The following is a 19,068-nucleotide window of genomic DNA, read 5'->3' as shown; positions in this document are numbered from 1 at the left end:
AGTCGATGGGCAGCCACTTCCCAGAGTCACACCGATCCGTGTCGGGAGGTCAAAAAATGCACAGCGTCCACGAATTCCTTCACTCGTTGCCAGCGGGACAGCAACCGGACTGGAATGCACACGTACGGCTCCCCCAGGTCAGGGAGGAACTCTCCTCGCTTCCTCCGCTCGTCCGCTCCGGCGAAACCGACGATCTCCATTCGCTTCTTTCGGAGGCCGCAGCCGGCCGAGTGCAGATCATTCAGTCCGGCGACTGTGCCGAGGACTGGGACGAATGCACGCCGGGCACCGTGGCCCGTAAGACCGGCTTGCTCGAAGTGCTGGCCGGTGTCATGAAGATGAATTCGCAGAAGCCCGTTGTGTGCGTGGGAAGGATCGCAGGGCAGTACGCCAAACCCCGATCCCGCACCAGCGAGACGGTCGGGGGCGTGGAGCTTCCCGTGTATCGGGGCCATATGGTCAACTCTCCGGAGCCCGACCCCTTGTTACGCACACCCGATCCCGACCGTCTGCTGATCGGATACCGACGCGCACGAGAGGTGATCCACGCGCTCGGCTGGGGCAGCGAGCACCCCCGTCGACGAGCCGACTCGCCTGTCTGGACCAGTCATGAGGCACTGTTGCTCGACTACGAATTGCCAATGATCCGGCGGCGGCCCGACGGTCGGCTGGCGCTCACGTCGACCCACTGGCCGTGGATCGGCGAGCGGACACGTCAGGTGAACGGTGCGCACGTCGCACTGCTGGCCGCTGTGGCCAATCCGGTGGCCTGCAAGATCGGTCCTGACGTGACGGCGGACGAACTCCTGGCACTCTGCAGGAAGCTCGACCCCAAGCGTCTTCAGGGCCGCCTCACACTGATCTGCCGCATGGGCGCGCACACGGTACGTGCCCGTCTACCGCGCTTGGTCGCCGCCGTCCGGGATGCGGGCCATCCGGTTGTCTGGCTGTCCGATCCGATGCACGGCAACACCGTCAGCGGCCCCGGTGGGCTCAAGACTCGGCTGGTGAAGACCGTCGTCCACGAGGTCGTGGAGTTCCATCACGCGGTCAACGAAGGGCGCGGCATCGCAGGGGGCCTCCATCTGGAAACCACACCCGACAACGTCACCGAGTGTGTGCGGGACGAGGGGCAGTTGGCTCGGGCCAGCGATAAGTACACGAGTCTGTGCGACCCCCGGCTGAATCCGCGCCAGGCCATCTCGGTGGCCTCCGCATGGCTCGGCTGACACGAATGGAGACAACGATGCGAGGAATGACAGCGCTGGTCACCGGAGCGGCCGGCGGTATCGGCTCGGCGATCGTCCGTACGCTCGCCGAGCGTGGAGTGAGGGTCGCCGCAGTGGACCGGGACGCGGAGGTGCTCAGCCGTGTCGTCGCCCAACTCCGTGGCGAGAGTCTCCAGGTTCACGCGTACCCCTGCGACGTGACGTCGTCGGCCGCGGTCAACCTCATGGTCGACACGGTGGAGCGGGAACTCGGACCGCTGGACCAACTCGTCAACGCAGCGGGCGTACTACGGACGGGCGAGGCGACGGCTCTGACGGACGAGGCGTGGTCCGCCACCTTCGCGGTCAACACCACCGGCGTCTTCTACGTCTCCCGCGCCGTGGTGAGCCGTATGAGGGAACGACGCTGCGGGGCGGTCGTGACGGTGGCGTCGAACTCCGCCGGTACGCCGCGGACCGAGATGGCGGCGTATGCCGCGTCCAAGGCGGCCACAACGATGTTCACCAAGTGCCTCGGTCTGGAGGTCGCCCGCCATGGCATCCGGTGCAATCTGGTGGCTCCGGGGTCAACCGACACGCCGATGCTCAGCTCCTTGTGGGACGGCGACAGCAGCAAGCGTGCCTCGATCGACGGTGTCCCCTCGGCCTACCGGGTGGGCATCCCTCTCGGGCGGCTGGCTCAGCCTTCCGACGTAGCCGACGCCGTCGCCTTCCTACTGTCCGACCAGGCCGCGCACATCACACTCCACGATCTCACCGTCGATGGTGGCGCCGCTCTCGGAGCCTGACGTCCTGCGCGTGTGTCCGCGTCCGACGGAAAACCGGTGCCGCCTGCGCGTTCAGCACAGGGTCCGCAGCCGGCCGTGCCGAGGTCGACAACCGAAAGAAGGCTGAACCATGGGGGGACTTCCGTCCTTCGTTCCGTATCCGATGCCCGCCGAGGAGTCGCTACCCGCAAATACCGCGCCCTGGATCATCGACCCGTCGCGTGCGGTCCTGCTGATCCACGACATGCAGCGGTACTTCCTGCGGCCGTTCCGGTCCGCCGGTTCGCCCGGTAGCGAACTCGTCGAAAACTGTGTGCTGTTGCGTGAACGCTGCGCCGAACTCGGCATGCCGGTGGCCTACACCGCGCAGCCCGGCGGCATGACCGACCACGAACGAGGTCTGCTCAGCGACTTCTGGGGGCCTGGTATGCGGGTCTCCCCGGACGACCGCAGAGTGGTCGCGCCACTCGAACCCCGCACGGATGACTGGGTCTTCACCAAGTGGCGATACAGCGCCTTCTTCAAGTCGGACCTCCTGGAGCGGATGCGCGCCGACGGGCGGGACCAACTGATCGTCTGCGGTGTGTACGCCCATGTCGGCGTGCTGATGACCTCGGTGGATGCCTTCACCCACAACATCCAGCCGTTTCTGGCCGCGGACGCGGTCGCGGACTTCTCCGAGAAGTACCACCGGATGGCCCTCACCTACGCGGCGGAGCGCTGCGCGGTCGTCACCACCACCAGATCCGCGCTGGGTCAACTCGCACCGGCAGGGGCCTCGGGCCGATGAATCTCCCCGAGGTTCCCGTGGGAACGCGATTGCTGGAACGGGTGGTGACGCGGCAGGCAGAAGCGTACGCGCTATTGCACCGCCCCGAGTCGGTCGGCCAGGACACCGTCGAGATCCTGCTCGGTGACGTTACCGGTGTGGCCACACTCGCTGATATACCCCTGCCCGACACGCCGCCCGAACGGCCCGGCGCACGGCACGAGGTACTCGTGCTCATCCCGTTCCGCCAGCTCTCCGAGCGCGGGTTCGCCACCACGGACGACGGCGAGCCCCTACTGACGATGGCCGTCACGCAACACGGCGCGCTGTCACTGACCGAGGCCGTGAGGCGTTTGCCGGACATCCCGGTGATGGTGACGGGCGACCACTTCGACGTGGACGACGACAGCTACGCGGCCACGGTGCGGAAGGTCGTGGACCAGGAGATCGGCAACGGTGAAGGGGCGAATTTCGTCATCCGGCGTTCGTTCGTCGCGGACATCACGGAGTACACGCGGGACAGCGCCCTGTCCTTCTTCAAGCGGCTGTTGGAGCGAGAGTCGGGTGCTTACTGGACATTCCTGGTGCACACGGGCGACCGCACGTTCGTGGGGGCAAGCCCGGAACGGCACGTGAGCCTGTCCGACAGCATCGCCACCATGAACCCGATAAGCGGCACCTATCGCTATCCGGAGTCCGGTCCTGACCTGCCCGGCGTCCTGGCCTTCCTGGCCGACCGCAAGGAGACCGACGAGCTGTACATGGTGGTGGATGAGGAGCTCAAGATGATGGCGCGGATCTGCGCAGACGGCGGACAGGTCGTCGGTCCATACCTCAAGGAAATGGCCCGGCTGGCACACACCGAGTATCTGATCCGCGGACGAACCGATCGCGACGTGCGCGACATCCTGCTGGAGACGATGTTCGCGCCGACGGTGACGGGCAGCCCCCTGGAGAGCGCGTGCCGGGTGATCAAGCGGTATGAGCCGGAGGGGCGCGGGTACTACAGCGGTGTCATCGCCCTGATCGGCCATGACATGAACGGCTCGCGTGTCATGGATTCCACCATCCTCATCCGCACCGCCGACATCGACAGTGCGGGAACGGTCCGCATAGGGGTAGGCGCGACGCTGGTCCGCGATTCCGATCCGATGAGCGAGGTCGCCGAGACGCGTGCGAAGGCGGCCGGACTGCTCGCCTCGCTCGACACCGGCGACCCCGACCGGTTCGCCGCACACCACCGGGTGCGCGAGTCATTGGACCAGCGCAACGACGACATCGCGGAGTTCTGGCTGACGGAGAGCGACGACCGGATCCGGCCAGATCCTCAGCTGGCCGGTCGCTCCGTGCTGGTCATCGACGCGGAGGACACCTTCACCTCCATGATCGCGCTGCAACTGCGATCGGCCGGGTTGGAGGTCACCGTGCGCCGCTTCGACGAGGCGCACTCCTTCGAGGACCACGACCTCGTTGTTCTGGGACCGGGACCGGGCGATCCGCGCGACACGGCTCATCGGAAAATCTCCTATCTGACGGATACTGTCCGCCTGCTGCTCAGGGAGCACAAACCGTTCTTCGCCGTCTGTCTGAGCCACCAGGTACTCTCCACGCTTCTCGGCCTCGACGTGATACGTCGGCCGACTCCCAACCAAGGCGTGCAGCGGCGGATCGATCTGTTCGGCACGCCCGAGCAGGTCGGCTTCTACAACACATTCGCCGCCCGCAGCTGTCGGGACAAGCTTGAACACCCGACCCACGGTGTCATCGAGATCAGTCGGGATTTACGGACCGGCGAAGTTCACGCGTTACGCGGCAGAGATTTCGCATCCATTCAGTTTCATGCCGAGTCGGTACTCACCAAGGAGGGCATCCGAATCATCAGCGGACTTCTGAGGGAGGTGATACGCCCGTGCTCGCTGTAATCGTCTGGTGGAATCTTGAGGAGTCCGGACAGACAATCGAGTCCCTTCGTGAATTCCTCCGTGCCGAGGCAGTCGATCGTTTCAGTCACGTCACGGGACTGCGGCTGAAGTTCTGGATCTCCGACCAGGACACCAACCGATGGGGAGCCGTACTGCTCTGGGAATCGGTGGAAGCGGCGGCCGCACCGATTCCCGGCCGGGCCGCAGAGCTCATCGGATACCCGCCTTCGCACCACTTTTCCTTCACGATCGAAGCCACTACGGAAGGTATCTATTCACTCGCCCGCCTCTCCGGCCGCGGGGTGGCGGTGGAGAACTGAGACGTCTTCACCTGGCTGGTCCTTCGGCGTGCCCAGGAACGAGAGGAACGAGGAACACAGAACATGCACTGGACAACGCGTGTCATCGTGGTCGGCGGTGGTATCGGGGGGCTGGCGACGGCGCTGAGTGCGGCCCGACAGGGTCACCACGTCGTGGTACTCGAACGACGGGACCGCCTTGAGGAGTTAGGGGCAGGCATCCAGCTCGGCCCCAACGCCTTCCGCGCACTCGATCGTCTAGGGGTTGGTGGCGCGGTGCGTGACAAAGCCGTCTTCATCGACGAACTACGTCTCATGGACGGCATCACCGGCGAGAGGATCGTCCGGATGCCCCTGACCGACCGGTACCGGGCCCGGTTCGGCAACCCGTACGCGGTCGTCCATCGCAGCGACCTCTACCAACCACTGCTGGACGCCTGCCGGACGTCAGCATCCGTCGAGCTGCTGACGGGCCTCTCGGTGATCCGGTACGAGCAGAACGACGACGAGGTGACCGCTGTCACCGCCACCGGCCGACGGCTCACCGGCGCCGCTCTGATCGGCGCCGACGGCATCCGCTCCACCATCCGGCGCCAGCTCGTCGGCGACGGCGAACCCCAGGTGTCCGGTCACACCATCTACCGGTCCGTCGTACCCATGAACCGGGTTCCTGACGATCTGCGCTGGAACTGCGTCACTCTGTGGGCGGGGCCAAAGTGGCACTTCGTGCACTACGCGATCGCCGGCGGAGCCCTCATGAATCTCGCCGCGACCAAGGACGACGGCGCTCAAGAGGTAGTCGCCGGGCGGCCGGTCGAGGCTTCGTACGTTCTGAACGAGTTCTCGCAGCTCGAGGACGCGGCACAACGACTACTGAAACTCGGCGAGGATTGGCGGACATGGGTGCTGTGCGACCGCGACCCGGTCGACGTCTGGACGGACGGCAGGGTGGCACTGCTGGGCGACGCCGCACATCCGATGCTGCAGTATGCGGCTCAAGGCGCGTGCATGGCCCTTGAGGACGCCGTCGTGATCGGTGAGTCATTGGGGTGTCAGGGGCACGAGGTACCAGGCCGCCTGGAGAAGTACAACACCTGGCGCCGTGACCGTACACGCAAGGCACAGCTCCTGGCCCGCGAGATGGGCAGCCTGCTCTACCATCCGGCGGGACAGGCGGCCGTGGCCCGTAACGCAATGCTCTCCTCTTTCACCGAAGACGGACTGTACGACGCGGTGTCCTGGCTGCACGGGGACCGTGATTTCATCGCGGGAGGCGCGCGGTGATCCATGGGGGACGCGACCTCTGGGCAACGAACCTGGGGACGGAGATGCGGGTGGTACCCACGCCGTCCCGCCCGCCTTCAGCTCCCCCAGCGCAGTGCGATCGTGTCGCCGACGTTGATCACCCTGTCGCGGGTGGCGGTGGCGGAGGCCGAGCCGTCGACGGCTACCTTCCAGGTCGAAGTACCGCTGTTGGCCTTCCCGTCGATCGCCGTGATGGCGCCGCTTCCGGTCGACGGGGTGACGCCGGTGACGCAGCCGGACGGGGTCGCCGCGGTCGTGGCGGCGGTGAGGACGTCGCCGAGCGTGGTCGTGGTGGCGGTCGGTGTGAAGGTCACCGAGCAGACCTTCAGCGCGCCCGTCCCGTCGTCCACGCTGAGCGACAGCCTGGTGGCGGTGCCGGGGCTGAACGTGCTGGTGGCGACCCACTGCGGGGCGCCCGTGGTGGCCGGTACGGGCGGTGTGAAGGTGAAGCCGCCGCCCGCCACCGCGCGCAGCCCGTCGATGGAGGCGTACGCGGACGGCGAGGTGTCACCGGGCAGGTACTTGAAGCCGCCGCCCGGGTTGAACTGCTGGGCGATGAGGAAGTCGACCGGCGTCCTGCCCAGAGGGGTGAGGAAGTCGCCCGTCTGCGGGTTGACACCACAGGCGTTCAGTCCGGAGACGGCCCAGCCGTTGGAGTCGGTGTTGACGCCGAACATGGCGTTGAACGCACCGGAGTTGTTGACCAGCTTGCCCTTGAGGAATGTCTTCGCCCGGACGATGTCCGCGTCGGTGTTCGGCACACCCGAGACACAGAGCGCGGCCATCGAGGCGCCGGTCATGTCGATGTCGCTCGCGGTGGCGAGCTGGGTCGGGTTGCCCTCGGCCTTGCTGTAGTTCCAGCCGCCGTCGTTGTGCTGGTTGGCGCGGATACGCGTGACCACCTGGTCGACGAGTGCCTGCGGTATGCGCCGCGCACCGGCCTGGGTCCTGGCGCCGCCGAGGGCCAGTGCGGCGAAAACCGTGCCGTTGTAGTTGGCGGACGGGCCGAAGTAACCACCCTCCGCCGTCTGCCAGTAGCCGTAGACGTCCGCGATGAGGTTGCGTGAGGCGGAGACCCGCGCCGGGTCGATGCCGGCGGCGTTCGCGTTGAGCGCGCCGCGTTCGTAGTCGGTGACCACGGGGGTGGCGGACGGCCAGCCCGGGGTGGCCAGCAGGTTCCGGTACACGGTGCGGGCGTTCTTCGTGGTGTCGCCGCCGGGGGTGACGTCGACGGCCGCCGTACCCGTGGCGGCGAAGGCGGTGAACGCCCATTCGTTGGACAGTCCGGAGCCCGCGTACGAACCGTCGGCGGCCTGGAGGGACTTGAGGTACGCCACACCGTTGGCCTTGGAGGTGGCGATCTGTGCCGGGGTCGAGGTGGCGGCCGCGGGCAGCACGGTCAGGGCGAAGGCCCCGAGGACCGCGGGCACCGTGAGCGCGATGCGGCGTGAGGTGAGAGAACGGGACATGGCCTGCTCCTGGGATGAGGGACGCCGGCCCCGCCCGCCCTCCCACGACCGAGGACGGGGAAGAGCGGGTGACCGCCGCCCGAACGCGTGGCACGGCTTCCAACTTGTCGTCACCGTCTGGGCATTCGGGCTCGGAACGGCCCCCTGCCGTCCCACACCGCTGCGCGTCAGCCCCGGATTCGCACCGGGTTCCCCCACTCGGCAGGCCAGGACGCTACCCGAGGGGCCAGGGGGTCCGCCAGACGCGGCCGGCCGCCGTGCCCGGGGACCGCCGGACCGGGGCCGTCAGGTGCCCGGACGGGACCCGGTGCCGGAACCGGCCTGCCTTGACGGTGTGTTCATACGCGTGTTCCAATCCGGCTGATACGCACTCAGCACCAGGGGAAGCCGGTCGGAAACCGGCGCTGACCCGCAACCGTAGGCCCGACAGAGCGTGGGCGAGCCGGAACACCTGGTGCCAGGTTTTCAGCGAGATACGCCGTCGCGGACTACGGCGTGGTTCGACCCGCTCCCGCCCGGCCTCCTGGTCGCCCGGGAGCCGTCTGCCGCGCACGGACCCGCCCGGGGACGACACGAGGGGCCGTGGTGGGGACCACAGAGCAATCGGACCGGCGCGGGTCGAGGAGAGGGCTGCTGTCGCTGATATCGGCGGCGGTCCTCACGTTCGGCGCGAGCGTGGCGTTCGTCACGGGGGTCTCCCCTGCCGGGGCCGACCCGATCGGGGAGTGCACGGCGACGAAGGGTGCGATCGTCGCGGTCGACCTCGGGCCGTTCGGCGGCACGGTGGAGCGCGGCTGTGACACCACTCCCACCAGCGGCTACGACCTGCTGCACGAGGGCGGGTTCACCACGACGGGCACCGGGCACGACGGTCCGGCGTTCATCTGCCGGATCGGCTTCGGACCGTACAACTCCGGTACGCAGTACCCGACCCCGGACCAGGAGGACTGCGTACTGACCCCGCAGCCCACCGCGTACTGGTCGTACTGGATCGCCTCGCCCGGCCAGGACCAGTGGTCGTACAGCCCGCTCGGCGCCATGGCCCGCAAGCCCAAGGACGGTGACGTCGACGCCTGGGTGTTCGGCGGCACCGACACCGGCGGGACCAGCGGCAGGCCGTCGTTCACCCCCGACCAGGTGCGCGCGGGCGGTGGCGGTACGCCCGATCCCGGTACGTCCCCGACCGTGCCGCCCGGCGCGATCGACCTCCCGGCCGCCTTCCGGTGGGTGACGGGCACACTGAAGGACGGTGACCACGTCGTCGACGAGGGCGCGGACGCCCCGAACCACCTGTTGACGACCGAGGCCGCCTACGCGCTCGCCGCCGGGGGCAGGAGCGCCACGCTCGACAAGGTCACGGCCCATCTGGCCTCGCAGACCGACGCCTACGCCTACCCCGCGGGCCCGGACAGCGCTCCCGACGCGAACGCCGCCGCCCGGCTGGCACTGCTCGCGGAGATCACCGAGAACGATCCGCGCTCCTTCGGCGGCCACGATCTGCTCGCCGACCTCAGGAAGAACGTCTGCCCGGCGGGGCCCGAGTCCGGCTCCCCCACCCCGGGCTGCACCGCCAAGGGCGACTTCCCGAACGCCACGTACGGTGACGCGCAGGCGCTCGCCGTGCTGGCCCTCCTGCGCGGCGGCGAGGTACCGCCGGCCCCGGCCGTGGACCGGCTGACCCAACTCCAGTGCCAGGACGGGTCGTTCACCAGCATCCTGATCCGCCCCGGTGAGTACTGCGACGGCGACCCGGCGACGACCGGGCTCGTCGCCCTCGTCCTGCGCCAGGCCGGCGGCCATGACACCGCCGTCGCCAAGGCCCGTACCTACCTCGGGAAGGCCCAGCTCCAGGGCGGCGGCTTCCCCGGGTACAACGGCTCCTCCACCGGCAGTGTGGCCGCCACCGCGTACGCCGCGCAGGCACTGCGGACGCTCGGCGACACCACCACCGCCGACGCCGCCGTCTCCTGGCTGTCGGGACAGCAACTCGCCGGGGGAGGCTTCGGGTTCGAGGAGGGCGCCACCGAACCGGCCCTGTACGCGACCTCGCCCGCCGTGCTCGCCGGCTCGGGCACCAGCCTGGCCGCCCTGACCACGAAGGTGCCCGAGCCGACCGGGCCGCCCACCACTCCCCCGACGACGCCTCCCACGGCTCCTCCCGGCGAGGGGCCCGATCTGAGGAAGGGCGTCGCCTACCTCACCGACCCGTCCCGGCTGCGGCAGGGCCGCTACTACGGCACCGGATCAGCCACGGGCCGGGCCGACTTCGGCCTCACGATCGACGGCGCGTTCGCCCTGGCGGCGGCCGGACACGACGACAACACCCTGCGCGCGATCACGGACTTCCTCGACCAGGGCGGCAAGGACGCCGAGGGCCGCACCCTGCACGACTGGACGAACGCGGGTACGGCGCACGCGGCGGGCGGGTCGATGGGCAAGGCGGCCGTGCTCGCCGAGGTCGTCGGCCGGGACCCTCGTCACTTCGGCGGCAGAGACCTGATCGCCGCGCTCGCCGACGCGGTCTGCGAGCGGCCCAGCACGGCCCCGGACCGCAGCTGCCCGGCCAAGGGCGCCTACACCTACGCCCCTTCGGTGTTCGCCCAGTCCCTCGGCGTCATCGCACAGCTGCGGGCCGGTGAGAAGGACGCGGCGCGGGCCCCCCTCACCTATCTGTCTGGTCTCCAGCAGCCGTCGGGCGCCTGGCCCAGCCTGATCCCGGCGACCGGCGACTCCGACGTCGACTCCACCGCCATCGCGGCGATGACCCTGGACCTGGCCGAGGACGGCACGAGCCGGCCGGCCGTGGACAAGGCCCTGAAGTGGATCGCGTCGCGGCAGTTGCCGGACGGCGGATTCCCCGGCGCCGCGGGCGACTCCGTGAACTCCGCCGCCCTCGCCGTGCAGGGTCTCTCCCTGGACGCGCCGAAGTACGGGCCGCAGATCGCCAGGGCCCGTAAGTTCCTGGCGTCCCAGCAGAACGCGGACGGCGGGTTCAACGTCGCCGAGGAGGGCCAGCGGGGCTCCGACATCCGCGCCTCCACCCAGGCGGTCGGCGGATCGACGGGCATCTCCTTCGGCATGCTGACCCGCAGCCTGACCGGCACCACCGCGCAGCCTCTGCCCGACCCCGACCCGTCGGCCTCCGCGCCTGTCATCGTCACTCCCGGTGATGACTCCGGCGGTGCGGGCGCGGCGGACGGCTCGGCGTCCGGCGACGGCAGCCTGGCGTCGACCGGACTCCAGGCCGGCGTCCTCGCGGCGGCGGCCGTCGCGCTGGTCCTGGCCGGCCGGTGCGTGGTCGTGGTGGCCCGCAGGCACCGCACGACGACCGGGGGGACGCGGTGACCTCCCGCGTCCGGCGGACGTCCGGCCGTGTCGTCGCCGCGCTCGGCCTGACGGCGGCCGCGCTCGGCGCGACCACCACGACGGCCGACGCCGCCCCGCAGCCGATCGGCCGGTGCACCACGTCCTCCGGTGTCGTGCTCGCCGTGGACTTCAGCCACTGGGGCGGGCCGGTGTACCGCTCCTGCGGTACGACACCGACCACCGGTTACGAACTCCTCAACCAGGGCGGCTGGGCGACCACCGGCACCGGACACGACGGCCCCGCGTTCATCTGCCGGATCGGCTACAGCGGCCACCAGGGCGGCAGGCAGTACCCCACCTCGCAGCAGGAGGACTGTGTCCTCACCCCGCCGGCCTCCGCCTACTGGTCGTACTGGCACGCCGGCCCCGGTGACCACACCTGGGAGTACAGCCAGCTGGGCGCCATGAGCTACCGGCCCAGGCCGGGCAGCGTGGACCTGTGGATCTTCGGCGGTACGGACATCGGTGGCACCAAGGGGCGGCCCACGGTCACCCCCGACCAGCTGCGCGCCCACAACGCCAGGCGCACCGGGGGTGGTTCGGACTCCAGGCCCGCCCCCGGACGGACCACCCGGGGGCCGGACGTGCGGCGGCCGACGACCGCCGCCCCGCCGCCCGCCCCCGTTCCCGTACCGCCTGTCGTGAGCGCGAGCCCGTCCGCCAGTGCCTCGCCGTCCGTCCCGGCGTCGCCGTCCCCTTCCCCGTCGCTCCCGGTGACCTCGGCGTCGGCGTCGGCGGTCGCGGCGCCGAGCGCGGGAACGGAGGTCATTGACGCGGCCCCCGCCTCGGACGCCCCGCACGACTCCGGTTCGCTGGTGCCCGTCGCGGCTACCACAGGACTGGTCGTCGTCATCGGCGGCGCGGCCGTGTTCGCCGCGAAGCGCCGCCGCCGTGCGGAGTAGGCCGGTGCCGCGTACCGCCCCGCCCGTCCCCACGCCCGTGTCGGACTCCGCGCCGAGCACGGGCGGCCGGCGCCTTCCCCGTACCCTGCACCCGGTGGCCTGGTGGATCTGGGCGCTCGCCCTCGCCACCGCCGTCAGCCGCACCAACAACCCGCTGCTGCTCTTCCTCGTGCTCGCCGTGCTCGGTCACGTCATCACGATGCGGCGCACCGAGGCCCCCTGGGCGCGGGGGTTCAAGTACTACCTGTATCTGGCGCTCACCGTGGTCGCGGTCCGGGTGGCGTTCCGCGCCGTCTTCGCCACCGGCATCACCCCGCGCGACCATTTCCTCTTCTCGCTGCCGCACATTCCGACCCCCGACTGGTACGCGGGCATCCGGCTCGGTGGTCCCGTCTCCCTCGAAGCGCTGCTCTCGGCCGCCACCGACGGGCTCCGCCTCGCCTGCATGCTCTGCTGCGTCGGCGCGGCGAACACCCTCGCCAACCCGAAGCGGGCCCTGCGCGTCCTGCCCGGCGCGCTGTACGAACTCGGCGTCGCCGTTACGGTGTCCATCAGTGTGGCCCCTCAACTGGTGCAGAGCGTGCAGCGCGTGAGCCGTGCCCGGCGGTTGCGGGCGGGCCGTGGGCGGGGGTTGAGGGCACTGCGCGGCATCGTCGTCCCGGTGCTGGAGGACGCTCTGGAACGCTCCTTGCGGCTGGCTGCCGCGATGGACTCGCGTGGCTACGGCCGGGCGGGCTCCGCGACCCGTGGCTCGCGCCGGCTGACCGGCACGCTGATGCTGCTCGGCATGTGCGGGCTGTGCGCCGGGGCGTACGGCCTGCTGGACGCGACGGCGCCGAGGCCGCTCGGGCTGCCGGCCCTGGCGGCGGGCGCCCTGCTGTGCGTCGCGGGTCTGCGGTTCGGCGGGCGCCGGATCACCCGGACCACGTACCGGCCCGATCCGTGGCGGTTCGCCGAATGGGCCGTGGCGTCCTGCGGTGTGCTCTCCGCCGTGCTGCTCTTCAGTGACGTCGGCTACGACCCGGCCGAGCTGAACCCGTCGATCTATCCGCTGAGTTGGCCGACCCTGCCGCTGCTCCCCGCCGCGGCGGTCCTGCTCGCCGGAGCGGCCGGGTTCCTCGCGCCGCCACCGGGCCCGTCCACCCCGCGTGTTCCCGCGCGGCGCACCGAGGATGCCAAGTGATCACTTTCGACCAGGTCGGCGTGGAGTACGACGACGGCGCCGGGCCGGTGCTGCGCGAGGTGGACCTGACGGTCGACGAGGGTGAACTCTGCCTCGTCGTCGGTCATACCGGGGTCGGCAAGTCGACCCTGCTCGGGGCCGTCAACGGTCTCGTACCGCATTTCACCGGCGGCACCCTGTACGGCAGGGTCACCGTCGACGGCAGGGACACCGCGCACCACCCGCCGCGTGAACTCGCCGATGTGGTCGGCGTGGTGGGACAGGACCCGCTCGACGGCTTCGTCACCGACACCGTGGAGGAGGAACTTGCCTACGCCATGGAGCAGTTGGCCGTCCCCGCCGCCGTGATGCGCAAACGCGTCGAGGAGACCCTCGATCTGCTCGGCCTGGCCGATCTGCGCCACCGGGCCCTGTACGAGTTGTCCGGCGGCCAGCAACAGCGCGTCGCGATCGGTTCCGTCCTCACCGCGCATCCCCGTGTGCTGGTGCTCGACGAGCCCACCTCCGCGCTCGACCCGACGGCGGCCGAGGAGGTCCTGGCCGCCGTCACCCGTCTCGTGCACGACCTCGGGGTCACCGTGCTCCTCGCCGAACACCGCCTGGAGCGGGTCGTGCAGTACGCCGACCGGGTCCTCCATCTCCCGGGCGACGGCCGGGTGGTGTCCGGCACACCGTCCGAGATCTTCCGTACGTCGTCGATCGCGCCGCCCATCGTGGAGCTGGGCAGAAGCGCCGGCTGGTCGCCCCTCCCGCTCTCCGTCCGCGACGCCCGGCGGGCCGCGGTCACGCTGCGCGGCGACCTGGCCGACACCCCGCCGCCACCCGTCCGTCCCACCGCCGTCCGTCCCACCACCGCCGGCGTCGCTGACGCGGCACCGCTGCTGACGGCACGCGGCGTCACGGTGGCGTACCACGGCGTCCCGGCCGTGCGCGAGGTCGATCTCGATCTGCGCGGCGGCGAGATCACCGCCCTCATGGGCCGCAACGGCTCGGGCAAGTCCTCCTTGCTGTGGGCACTCCAGGGGTCGGGGCCCCGTAGATCCGGCACCGTGCGGGTCGGTCCGGACACCGGGGCGAAGAGGCCCGATCCGAAGGCCCTGCCGGCCGCGGAGGCCCGGCGGCTGGTCGGCCTCGTACCGCAGACCCCGACCGATCTGCTCTATCTCGAAAGCGTCGAGCAGGAACTGGACCAGGCCGACGTCGAGTCGTCGGGCGCGCGCGGCGGGGTCCGCGCACGCTCCGTCCTCGACCGGCTGGCTCCCGGTATCGACGGCGGCACGCATCCGCGCGATCTGTCCGAGGGCCAGAAGCTGGCCCTGGTGCTCGCCATCCAACTGACCGCCGCCCCACGGGTCCTGTTGCTCGACGAGCCCACCCGGGGGCTCGACTACCGGGCGAAGACCCAGCTCATCTCCATCGTCGACGCCCTGGCGTCCGAGGGCCGGTCGGTGGTGATCTCCACCCATGACGTCGAGTTCGTGGCCCGGGCGGCCGACCGGGTGGTCGTCATGGCCGAGGGCGACATCGTCGCCGACGGACCGACGGCCGAAGTCATCGTCGCCTCGCCCGTGTTCGCCCCTCAGGTGGCGAAGATCCTCGCACCGCTCCCGTACCTGACGGCAGATCAGGTGACGTCCGTACTCACCCGTGACGAGGCGGGTTCATGATCGGGCGTGCCACGACGGCCATCCGGGTCACTCCGCGCGCCGGCCTGGTGATCGCGATGGCGGGCTTCCTGGGACTGGTCGCGTTCTTCTGGCCCTTCCTCGTCGCACCGGGCACCTTCGGCTCGAACTACGCGCCGCCGCTCATCTTCGGCGTGCTGCTCGTCCTCGTCCTCTGCGTCGTGATGTCCGAGATCGCCGAGGGTGGCATCAGCTCCAAGGCGCTGGCCATGCTCGGGGTGCTCTCCGCCGTCAACGCGGCGTTGCGCCCGCTCGGCGCGGGCACGGCGGGCATCGAGACGGTGTTCTTCGTGCTGGTCCTGGCGGGCCGGGTGTACGGTCCCGGGTTCGGCTTCACCCTCGGCTGCACCTCGCTGTTCGCGTCGGCGCTGATCACCGGCGGGGTCGGCCCGTGGATGCCGTACCAGATGTTCGGCTGCGCCTTCGTGGGCATGCTGGCCGGACTGCTGCCCCGGGCCACCGGCCGCCGCGAGATCCTGCTGCTGGCCGGATACGGATCGGTCTCCGGCTACCTCTTCGGTTTTCTGCTCAACCTCTCCTTCTGGCCCTTCTCCCTCGATCCGAACAGCTCGATCGCCTATCTGCCGGGGCTCCCCTTCACCGAGCAGTGGCAGCGCTATCTCGCGTTCGACCTGGCCACCTCGCTCGGCTGGGACACCGGTCGCGCCGTCACCAACTTCGTCTGCGTCGTCCTGGCCGGACCCGCCGTCCTCGCCACCTTCCGCCGCGCGGCCCGCAAGGCCCGCTTCCAGGCACCGGTCAGGTTCGCCGACGACCGACCGTGAGATGAACACCAGGCGGCCCCAAGGGAGTTCGAGGAACACGAAAACCCGGATTCGCGCCCGCCCCACCTCGTACTGTCATACGATCCAGCTACTTCGGACGATTCCGGAGCCACAACCGAATGCGTGCGCGACTGGGGAAAGCCGGTGGGAATCCGGCACTGACCTGCAACCGTGTGCGGCGCGACACGCGCCGCGAGCCGGAGATCCCGACGCGCCACGCGTACCGCTTCTCACCGCCACGGTCTGCGGCGTGAAGCCCCGGGCCCCTGGTTCACCGGTCCCCGCCGCCTCCGTCCGGAACGCGGCCGGGGAATCCCCGTGCGCCGGGTGTACGGGGTCCCGCGCCGGGCCCGTACACACCGGAAGGCATCACCATGCGCCAGCGTCTGGCCCGCACCCTCGCCATATCGACGGCCGTACTCGGCCTCACCGTCACCGCCGCCGCTCCCGCCACCGCGCACGGCCACGGCGTACGCGCCAACGCGCCGATCACGGTATCCCTGAACGTGCAGGGGCCCGACGGCGTCCTCTTCAAGGGCCATGTCCGGACCAGGGGCCACGACGTCACCACCGCAACCGGCGGCACCCACACCTGTGACGGCACCAACGGCGGCCAGAACCCGAACGCGGGTGCCACGCCGACCGCCACGCTCGACGACGCCGCCAGGAAGAGACACTTCACCTGGGACGGCACCTGGTACCCGTCCTTCGACGACTTCAGCGTGGACACGATCAAGGGCGTCAGCGGCGGCGCCACGGCGTACTGGAACATCTCGGTGAACGGCGCCCCGACCCCGGTGGGCGGCTGCCAGTTCCGGCTGAAGGCGGGCGACAAGGTCGCGTTCACCTGGAGCGCCTTCTGACGGAGCGGGGTTCCCCGCGGCAGCGGCCGCGGGGAACCCCGCGCGAGCGCACGGGTCCGGGCCGCTCGGGGCGCGTCGCCGGACGGTGTTCCCGGCGTTCTCCGTTCCCGGTGCGTTCAACCGCCCGTCGTCCGGGTATCGCAGGCTTCGCGACGAGCGCGTATGCGCTGCTCGACCGACCGACTCCCCGAGACAAGGACCGGCCGCATTGCGAACGCACTGGCGTAGAAGAGTCCATCTCACCGCTGCCACCCTCTCCGTCGTGGCACTGGGTCTGTCCGGCGCGTCGGCGTCGGCTCAGCCCCCGACACCGGAACAGAGCCGCGCCCGCACCTTCCCGCAGCCCCAGACGCGAGCACAGACCCAATCCCAGGCGCAGAGCACGGTGCGGATCAACGAGATCGAGTCGAGCGGCGGTACGCCGGGCGACTGGGTCGAACTGGTCAACACCGGCTCGGCGTCCGCCGACGTCTCCCGCTGGATCGTCAAGGACGACGACGACTCGCACACCTACACCATCGCGTCGGGCACCTCGCTGGCCCCGGGCGGGCATCTCGTGCTCGACGTCGAGTCGTCCTTCGGACTGGGCTCCTCGGACTCGGTACGGCTGCTGCGGCCCGACAGCTCCACACCGGTCGACTCGTACACCTGGACCGCCCACGCCACGACCACGTACGGCCGCTGCGCCGACGGCGCCGGGCCGTTCACCACGACATCCGCACCGACCAGGGGTACGGCGAACGCGTGCGGCGGGCAGAGTCCCGGCACCGGCACCCGGTGGCCGGGCGACGCCACGGTCACCGTCGCCGACCGCTCGAACGCGTTCGGTACGAACCTCAGCGGCCTCTCCTTCCAGAGCCCCGACGTACTGTGGGCGGTGAAGAACGGACCGGGCAGGCTCTACCGCCTGGTGCCCGACGGCACGACATGGCGCCCCGACCCGGCCGGTGGCTGGTCCTCGGGCAAGGCGCTGCGCTACGGCAACGGCGGCGGCGACCCGGACGCCGAGGGCGTGGCCGTCACCCCTGACGGAGTGTTCGTCGCCACCGAGCGCGACAACGACCACGGCGGCATCAGCCTGCCGAAGATCCTCCGCTTCGACGTCTCGTCCACGGCTGCTTCCCTGAACGCGACCGCCGAGTGGAACCTCACCGCCGACCTGCCCGCCGTGCCGGCCAACAGCGGGCCGGAGGGCATCGCATGGGTTCCGGACACCTATCTCACCGCGCACGGCTTCCATGACGAGCACACGGGCGGCGCGTACGACCCGGCGGCCTATCCCGATCACGGCGGCGGGCTGTTCTTCGTCGGTCTGGAGGCCAACGGCACGGTGTACGCCTACGCGCTGAACCGGACCGGCGGCGGATACACCCGGGTCGCCACCTTCCCGAGCGGTTTCCCGGCGGTGATGGACCTCGAATTCGAGCCGGAGACCGGCCGGCTGTGGGCGGTCTGCGACAACACCTGTGCGGGCCGCGCGGCGACCCTCGGCATCGACACGCGGGGCCGGTTCACCGTCACCGCCGTGTACGACCGCCCCGCCGCGATGCCCGACCACAACAACGAGGGCTTCGCCATCGCGCCGCGAGCGGCCTGTGCGGCGGGCCGGAAGCCGGTGCTCTGGTCCGACGACGACAACGACGACAAGCACGCGCTGCGCGCGGGCACACTCCCCTGCACCCCGTCCGCCACGTCCACGACGGCGCCCGGCACTCGCTGACACCGGCCGCCGTCGCGGCCGAGCGTGACGAGCGCCCCCGCACAACGCTCGGCCGGGAAGCCCCGGCCGAGCTTCCGGCGTGCCGTCGAGGTCTCGCCCGGACTCCGCCCCGACGCCACGGCCGACGCTCCTGTCGGCCCCGGTGGCGCGGTAGAGGGGGGTCACCCGAGTGGTCGAGGCTCGGGGAGGTCGAGAGGGGGCCGGCCGGTTCGGCGGGTACTCGGCACCGGACGCGCCGAACCGGCGTCAGGTCTTCGGGCCCCGCTCGGCGATATAGGTGCCCATGCTCGCGCTCAGGTCGGTGAGCAGGGCCTCGAAGCCGGCCACGACCTCCGGCGGGTGCCCGGCCATGACGGCGTCGAGGCGGACACCCAGGGGGCGGAAGAACTCGTCGGCGCGCTCCTGGACGTTGGCGCTGCCGCGCAGGGTGACGATCCGCCGGTCGGTGTGTTCCCGGCTGCGGATGATGTGTCCGGCCTGTTCGAGGCGGTTGAGCAGGGCGGTCGTCGCGCTCGGGGAGAGCAGGATCCGTTCGCTGAGCCGGGCCGGTGAGAGGGGGGTACCCCGCTCATCCGCTGCGGCGATCTCCAGCAGGGCGGCCGCGTCGGTGGAGTGCAGGCCCAGCCAGTCGGCGAAGAGGCGGCTCAGCTCGGTGAAGTGGCCGCCGTAGGCCCGGAGCGCCTCTATCAGCCGTTCACGCTGCGCGGTCATCTCACCGCGTGTCGATCCCTCCACCGCCGGCGCCACCTTTCCTCACCCCGGGCCGGTCGTCCGTGCCGGCCATGCCTTTTGACAACCTACCGT

General features: G+C 70.4%; 15 protein-coding genes and 3 riboswitches. Of the genes, 13 read left to right on the top strand and 2 right to left on the bottom strand.

Annotated features, from left to right (window positions below; translation table 11 throughout):
* The first annotated feature begins 56 nt into the window (after positions 1–56).
* From PZB75_RS27115 to PZB75_RS27090, 6 genes are all read left to right on the top strand, one after another.
* Complete coding sequence (locus tag PZB75_RS27115) at positions 57–1,229, top strand: 3-deoxy-7-phosphoheptulonate synthase (protein WP_275537912.1); 1,173 nt, start codon at positions 57–59, stop codon at positions 1,227–1,229.
* A 17-nt stretch (positions 1,230–1,246) separates the two neighbouring features.
* A complete protein-coding gene (locus PZB75_RS27110) occupies positions 1,247–2,017 on the top strand; it encodes a 2,3-dihydro-2,3-dihydroxybenzoate dehydrogenase (protein ID WP_275537911.1) in 771 nt (256 codons plus the stop codon).
* A gap of 109 nt (positions 2,018–2,126) precedes the next feature.
* Entirely contained in the window at positions 2,127–2,786 is a 660-nt protein-coding gene (locus tag PZB75_RS27105) for an isochorismatase family protein (protein WP_275537910.1), read from the top strand.
* Positions 2,783–4,687 carry an anthranilate synthase family protein gene (locus PZB75_RS27100; protein WP_275537909.1) on the top strand — a complete coding sequence of 635 codons (1,905 nt, stop codon included), beginning with the start codon at positions 2,783–2,785 and terminating at the stop codon, positions 4,685–4,687. The genes PZB75_RS27105 and PZB75_RS27100 overlap by 4 nt, the downstream gene beginning before the upstream one ends.
* Positions 4,675–5,007: a hypothetical protein gene (locus tag PZB75_RS27095; protein WP_275537908.1), complete on the top strand. Its 333-nt coding sequence runs from the start codon at positions 4,675–4,677 to the stop codon at positions 5,005–5,007. Before PZB75_RS27100 ends, PZB75_RS27095 begins: the two co-directional genes overlap by 13 nt.
* A 63-nt stretch (positions 5,008–5,070) precedes the next feature.
* Positions 5,071–6,270 carry a 3-hydroxybenzoate 6-monooxygenase gene (locus PZB75_RS27090; protein ID WP_275537907.1) on the top strand — a complete coding sequence of 400 codons (1,200 nt, stop codon included), beginning with the start codon at positions 5,071–5,073 and terminating at the stop codon, positions 6,268–6,270.
* Between the two features lie 77 nt (positions 6,271–6,347).
* On the opposite strand, the gene PZB75_RS27085 is transcribed toward PZB75_RS27090, so the two are convergent.
* Positions 6,348–7,760, bottom strand: a complete 1,413-nt coding sequence (locus PZB75_RS27085) for a hypothetical protein (RefSeq protein WP_275537906.1) — start codon at positions 7,758–7,760, stop codon at positions 6,348–6,350.
* A gap of 119 nt (positions 7,761–7,879) precedes the next feature.
* A riboswitch (cobalamin riboswitch) is annotated at positions 7,880–7,955 on the bottom strand.
* A gap of 145 nt (positions 7,956–8,100) precedes the next feature.
* Positions 8,101–8,237, top strand: a riboswitch (cobalamin riboswitch).
* Between the two features lie 108 nt (positions 8,238–8,345).
* Between PZB75_RS27085 and PZB75_RS27080 the strand changes: the two genes are divergently transcribed.
* The 7 genes from PZB75_RS27080 to PZB75_RS27050 all read left to right on the top strand — a co-directional run bounded on the left by PZB75_RS27080 (position 8,346) and on the right by PZB75_RS27050 (position 18,264).
* Complete coding sequence (locus tag PZB75_RS27080; protein ID WP_275537905.1) at positions 8,346–11,105, top strand: prenyltransferase/squalene oxidase repeat-containing protein; 2,760 nt, start codon at positions 8,346–8,348, stop codon at positions 11,103–11,105.
* Positions 11,102–12,028, top strand: a complete 927-nt coding sequence (locus PZB75_RS27075) for a hypothetical protein (RefSeq protein ID WP_275537904.1) — start codon at positions 11,102–11,104, stop codon at positions 12,026–12,028. Before PZB75_RS27080 ends, PZB75_RS27075 begins: the two co-directional genes overlap by 4 nt.
* Before the next feature lie 37 nt (positions 12,029–12,065).
* Complete coding sequence (locus PZB75_RS27070; protein ID WP_275538886.1) at positions 12,066–13,211, top strand: energy-coupling factor transporter transmembrane component T; 1,146 nt, start codon at positions 12,066–12,068, stop codon at positions 13,209–13,211.
* A complete protein-coding gene (locus PZB75_RS27065; RefSeq protein ID WP_275537903.1) occupies positions 13,208–14,878 on the top strand; it encodes an ABC transporter ATP-binding protein in 1,671 nt (556 codons plus the stop codon). The genes PZB75_RS27070 and PZB75_RS27065 overlap by 4 nt, the downstream gene beginning before the upstream one ends.
* Positions 14,875–15,681: an ECF transporter S component gene (locus tag PZB75_RS27060; protein WP_275537902.1), complete on the top strand. Its 807-nt coding sequence runs from the start codon at positions 14,875–14,877 to the stop codon at positions 15,679–15,681. Before PZB75_RS27065 ends, PZB75_RS27060 begins: the two co-directional genes overlap by 4 nt.
* An 87-nt stretch (positions 15,682–15,768) precedes the next feature.
* Positions 15,769–15,906, top strand: a riboswitch (cobalamin riboswitch).
* A gap of 149 nt (positions 15,907–16,055) precedes the next feature.
* Positions 16,056–16,544, top strand: coding sequence for a DUF4430 domain-containing protein (locus PZB75_RS27055; protein ID WP_275537901.1), 489 nt, complete (start codon positions 16,056–16,058; stop codon positions 16,542–16,544).
* A 262-nt stretch (positions 16,545–16,806) separates the two neighbouring features.
* On the top strand, positions 16,807–18,264 hold the full coding sequence (locus tag PZB75_RS27050; protein ID WP_275537900.1) for a lamin tail domain-containing protein: 1,458 nt from the start codon (positions 16,807–16,809) through the stop codon (positions 18,262–18,264).
* Between the two features lie 246 nt (positions 18,265–18,510).
* Here PZB75_RS27050 and PZB75_RS27045 read toward each other — a convergent pair whose 3' ends face one another.
* Positions 18,511–18,975, bottom strand: coding sequence for a MarR family transcriptional regulator (locus tag PZB75_RS27045; RefSeq protein WP_275538885.1), 465 nt, complete (start codon positions 18,973–18,975; stop codon positions 18,511–18,513).
* Positions 18,976–19,068 lie beyond the last annotated feature (93 nt).

Source organism: Streptomyces sp. AM 4-1-1 (assembly GCF_029167625.1).
In the GTDB taxonomy this organism is placed as follows: domain Bacteria; phylum Actinomycetota; class Actinomycetes; order Streptomycetales; family Streptomycetaceae; genus Streptomyces.
Note: the sequence above shows the minus strand (reverse complement) of the source record. Positions and strands in the feature narration are given on the sequence as shown.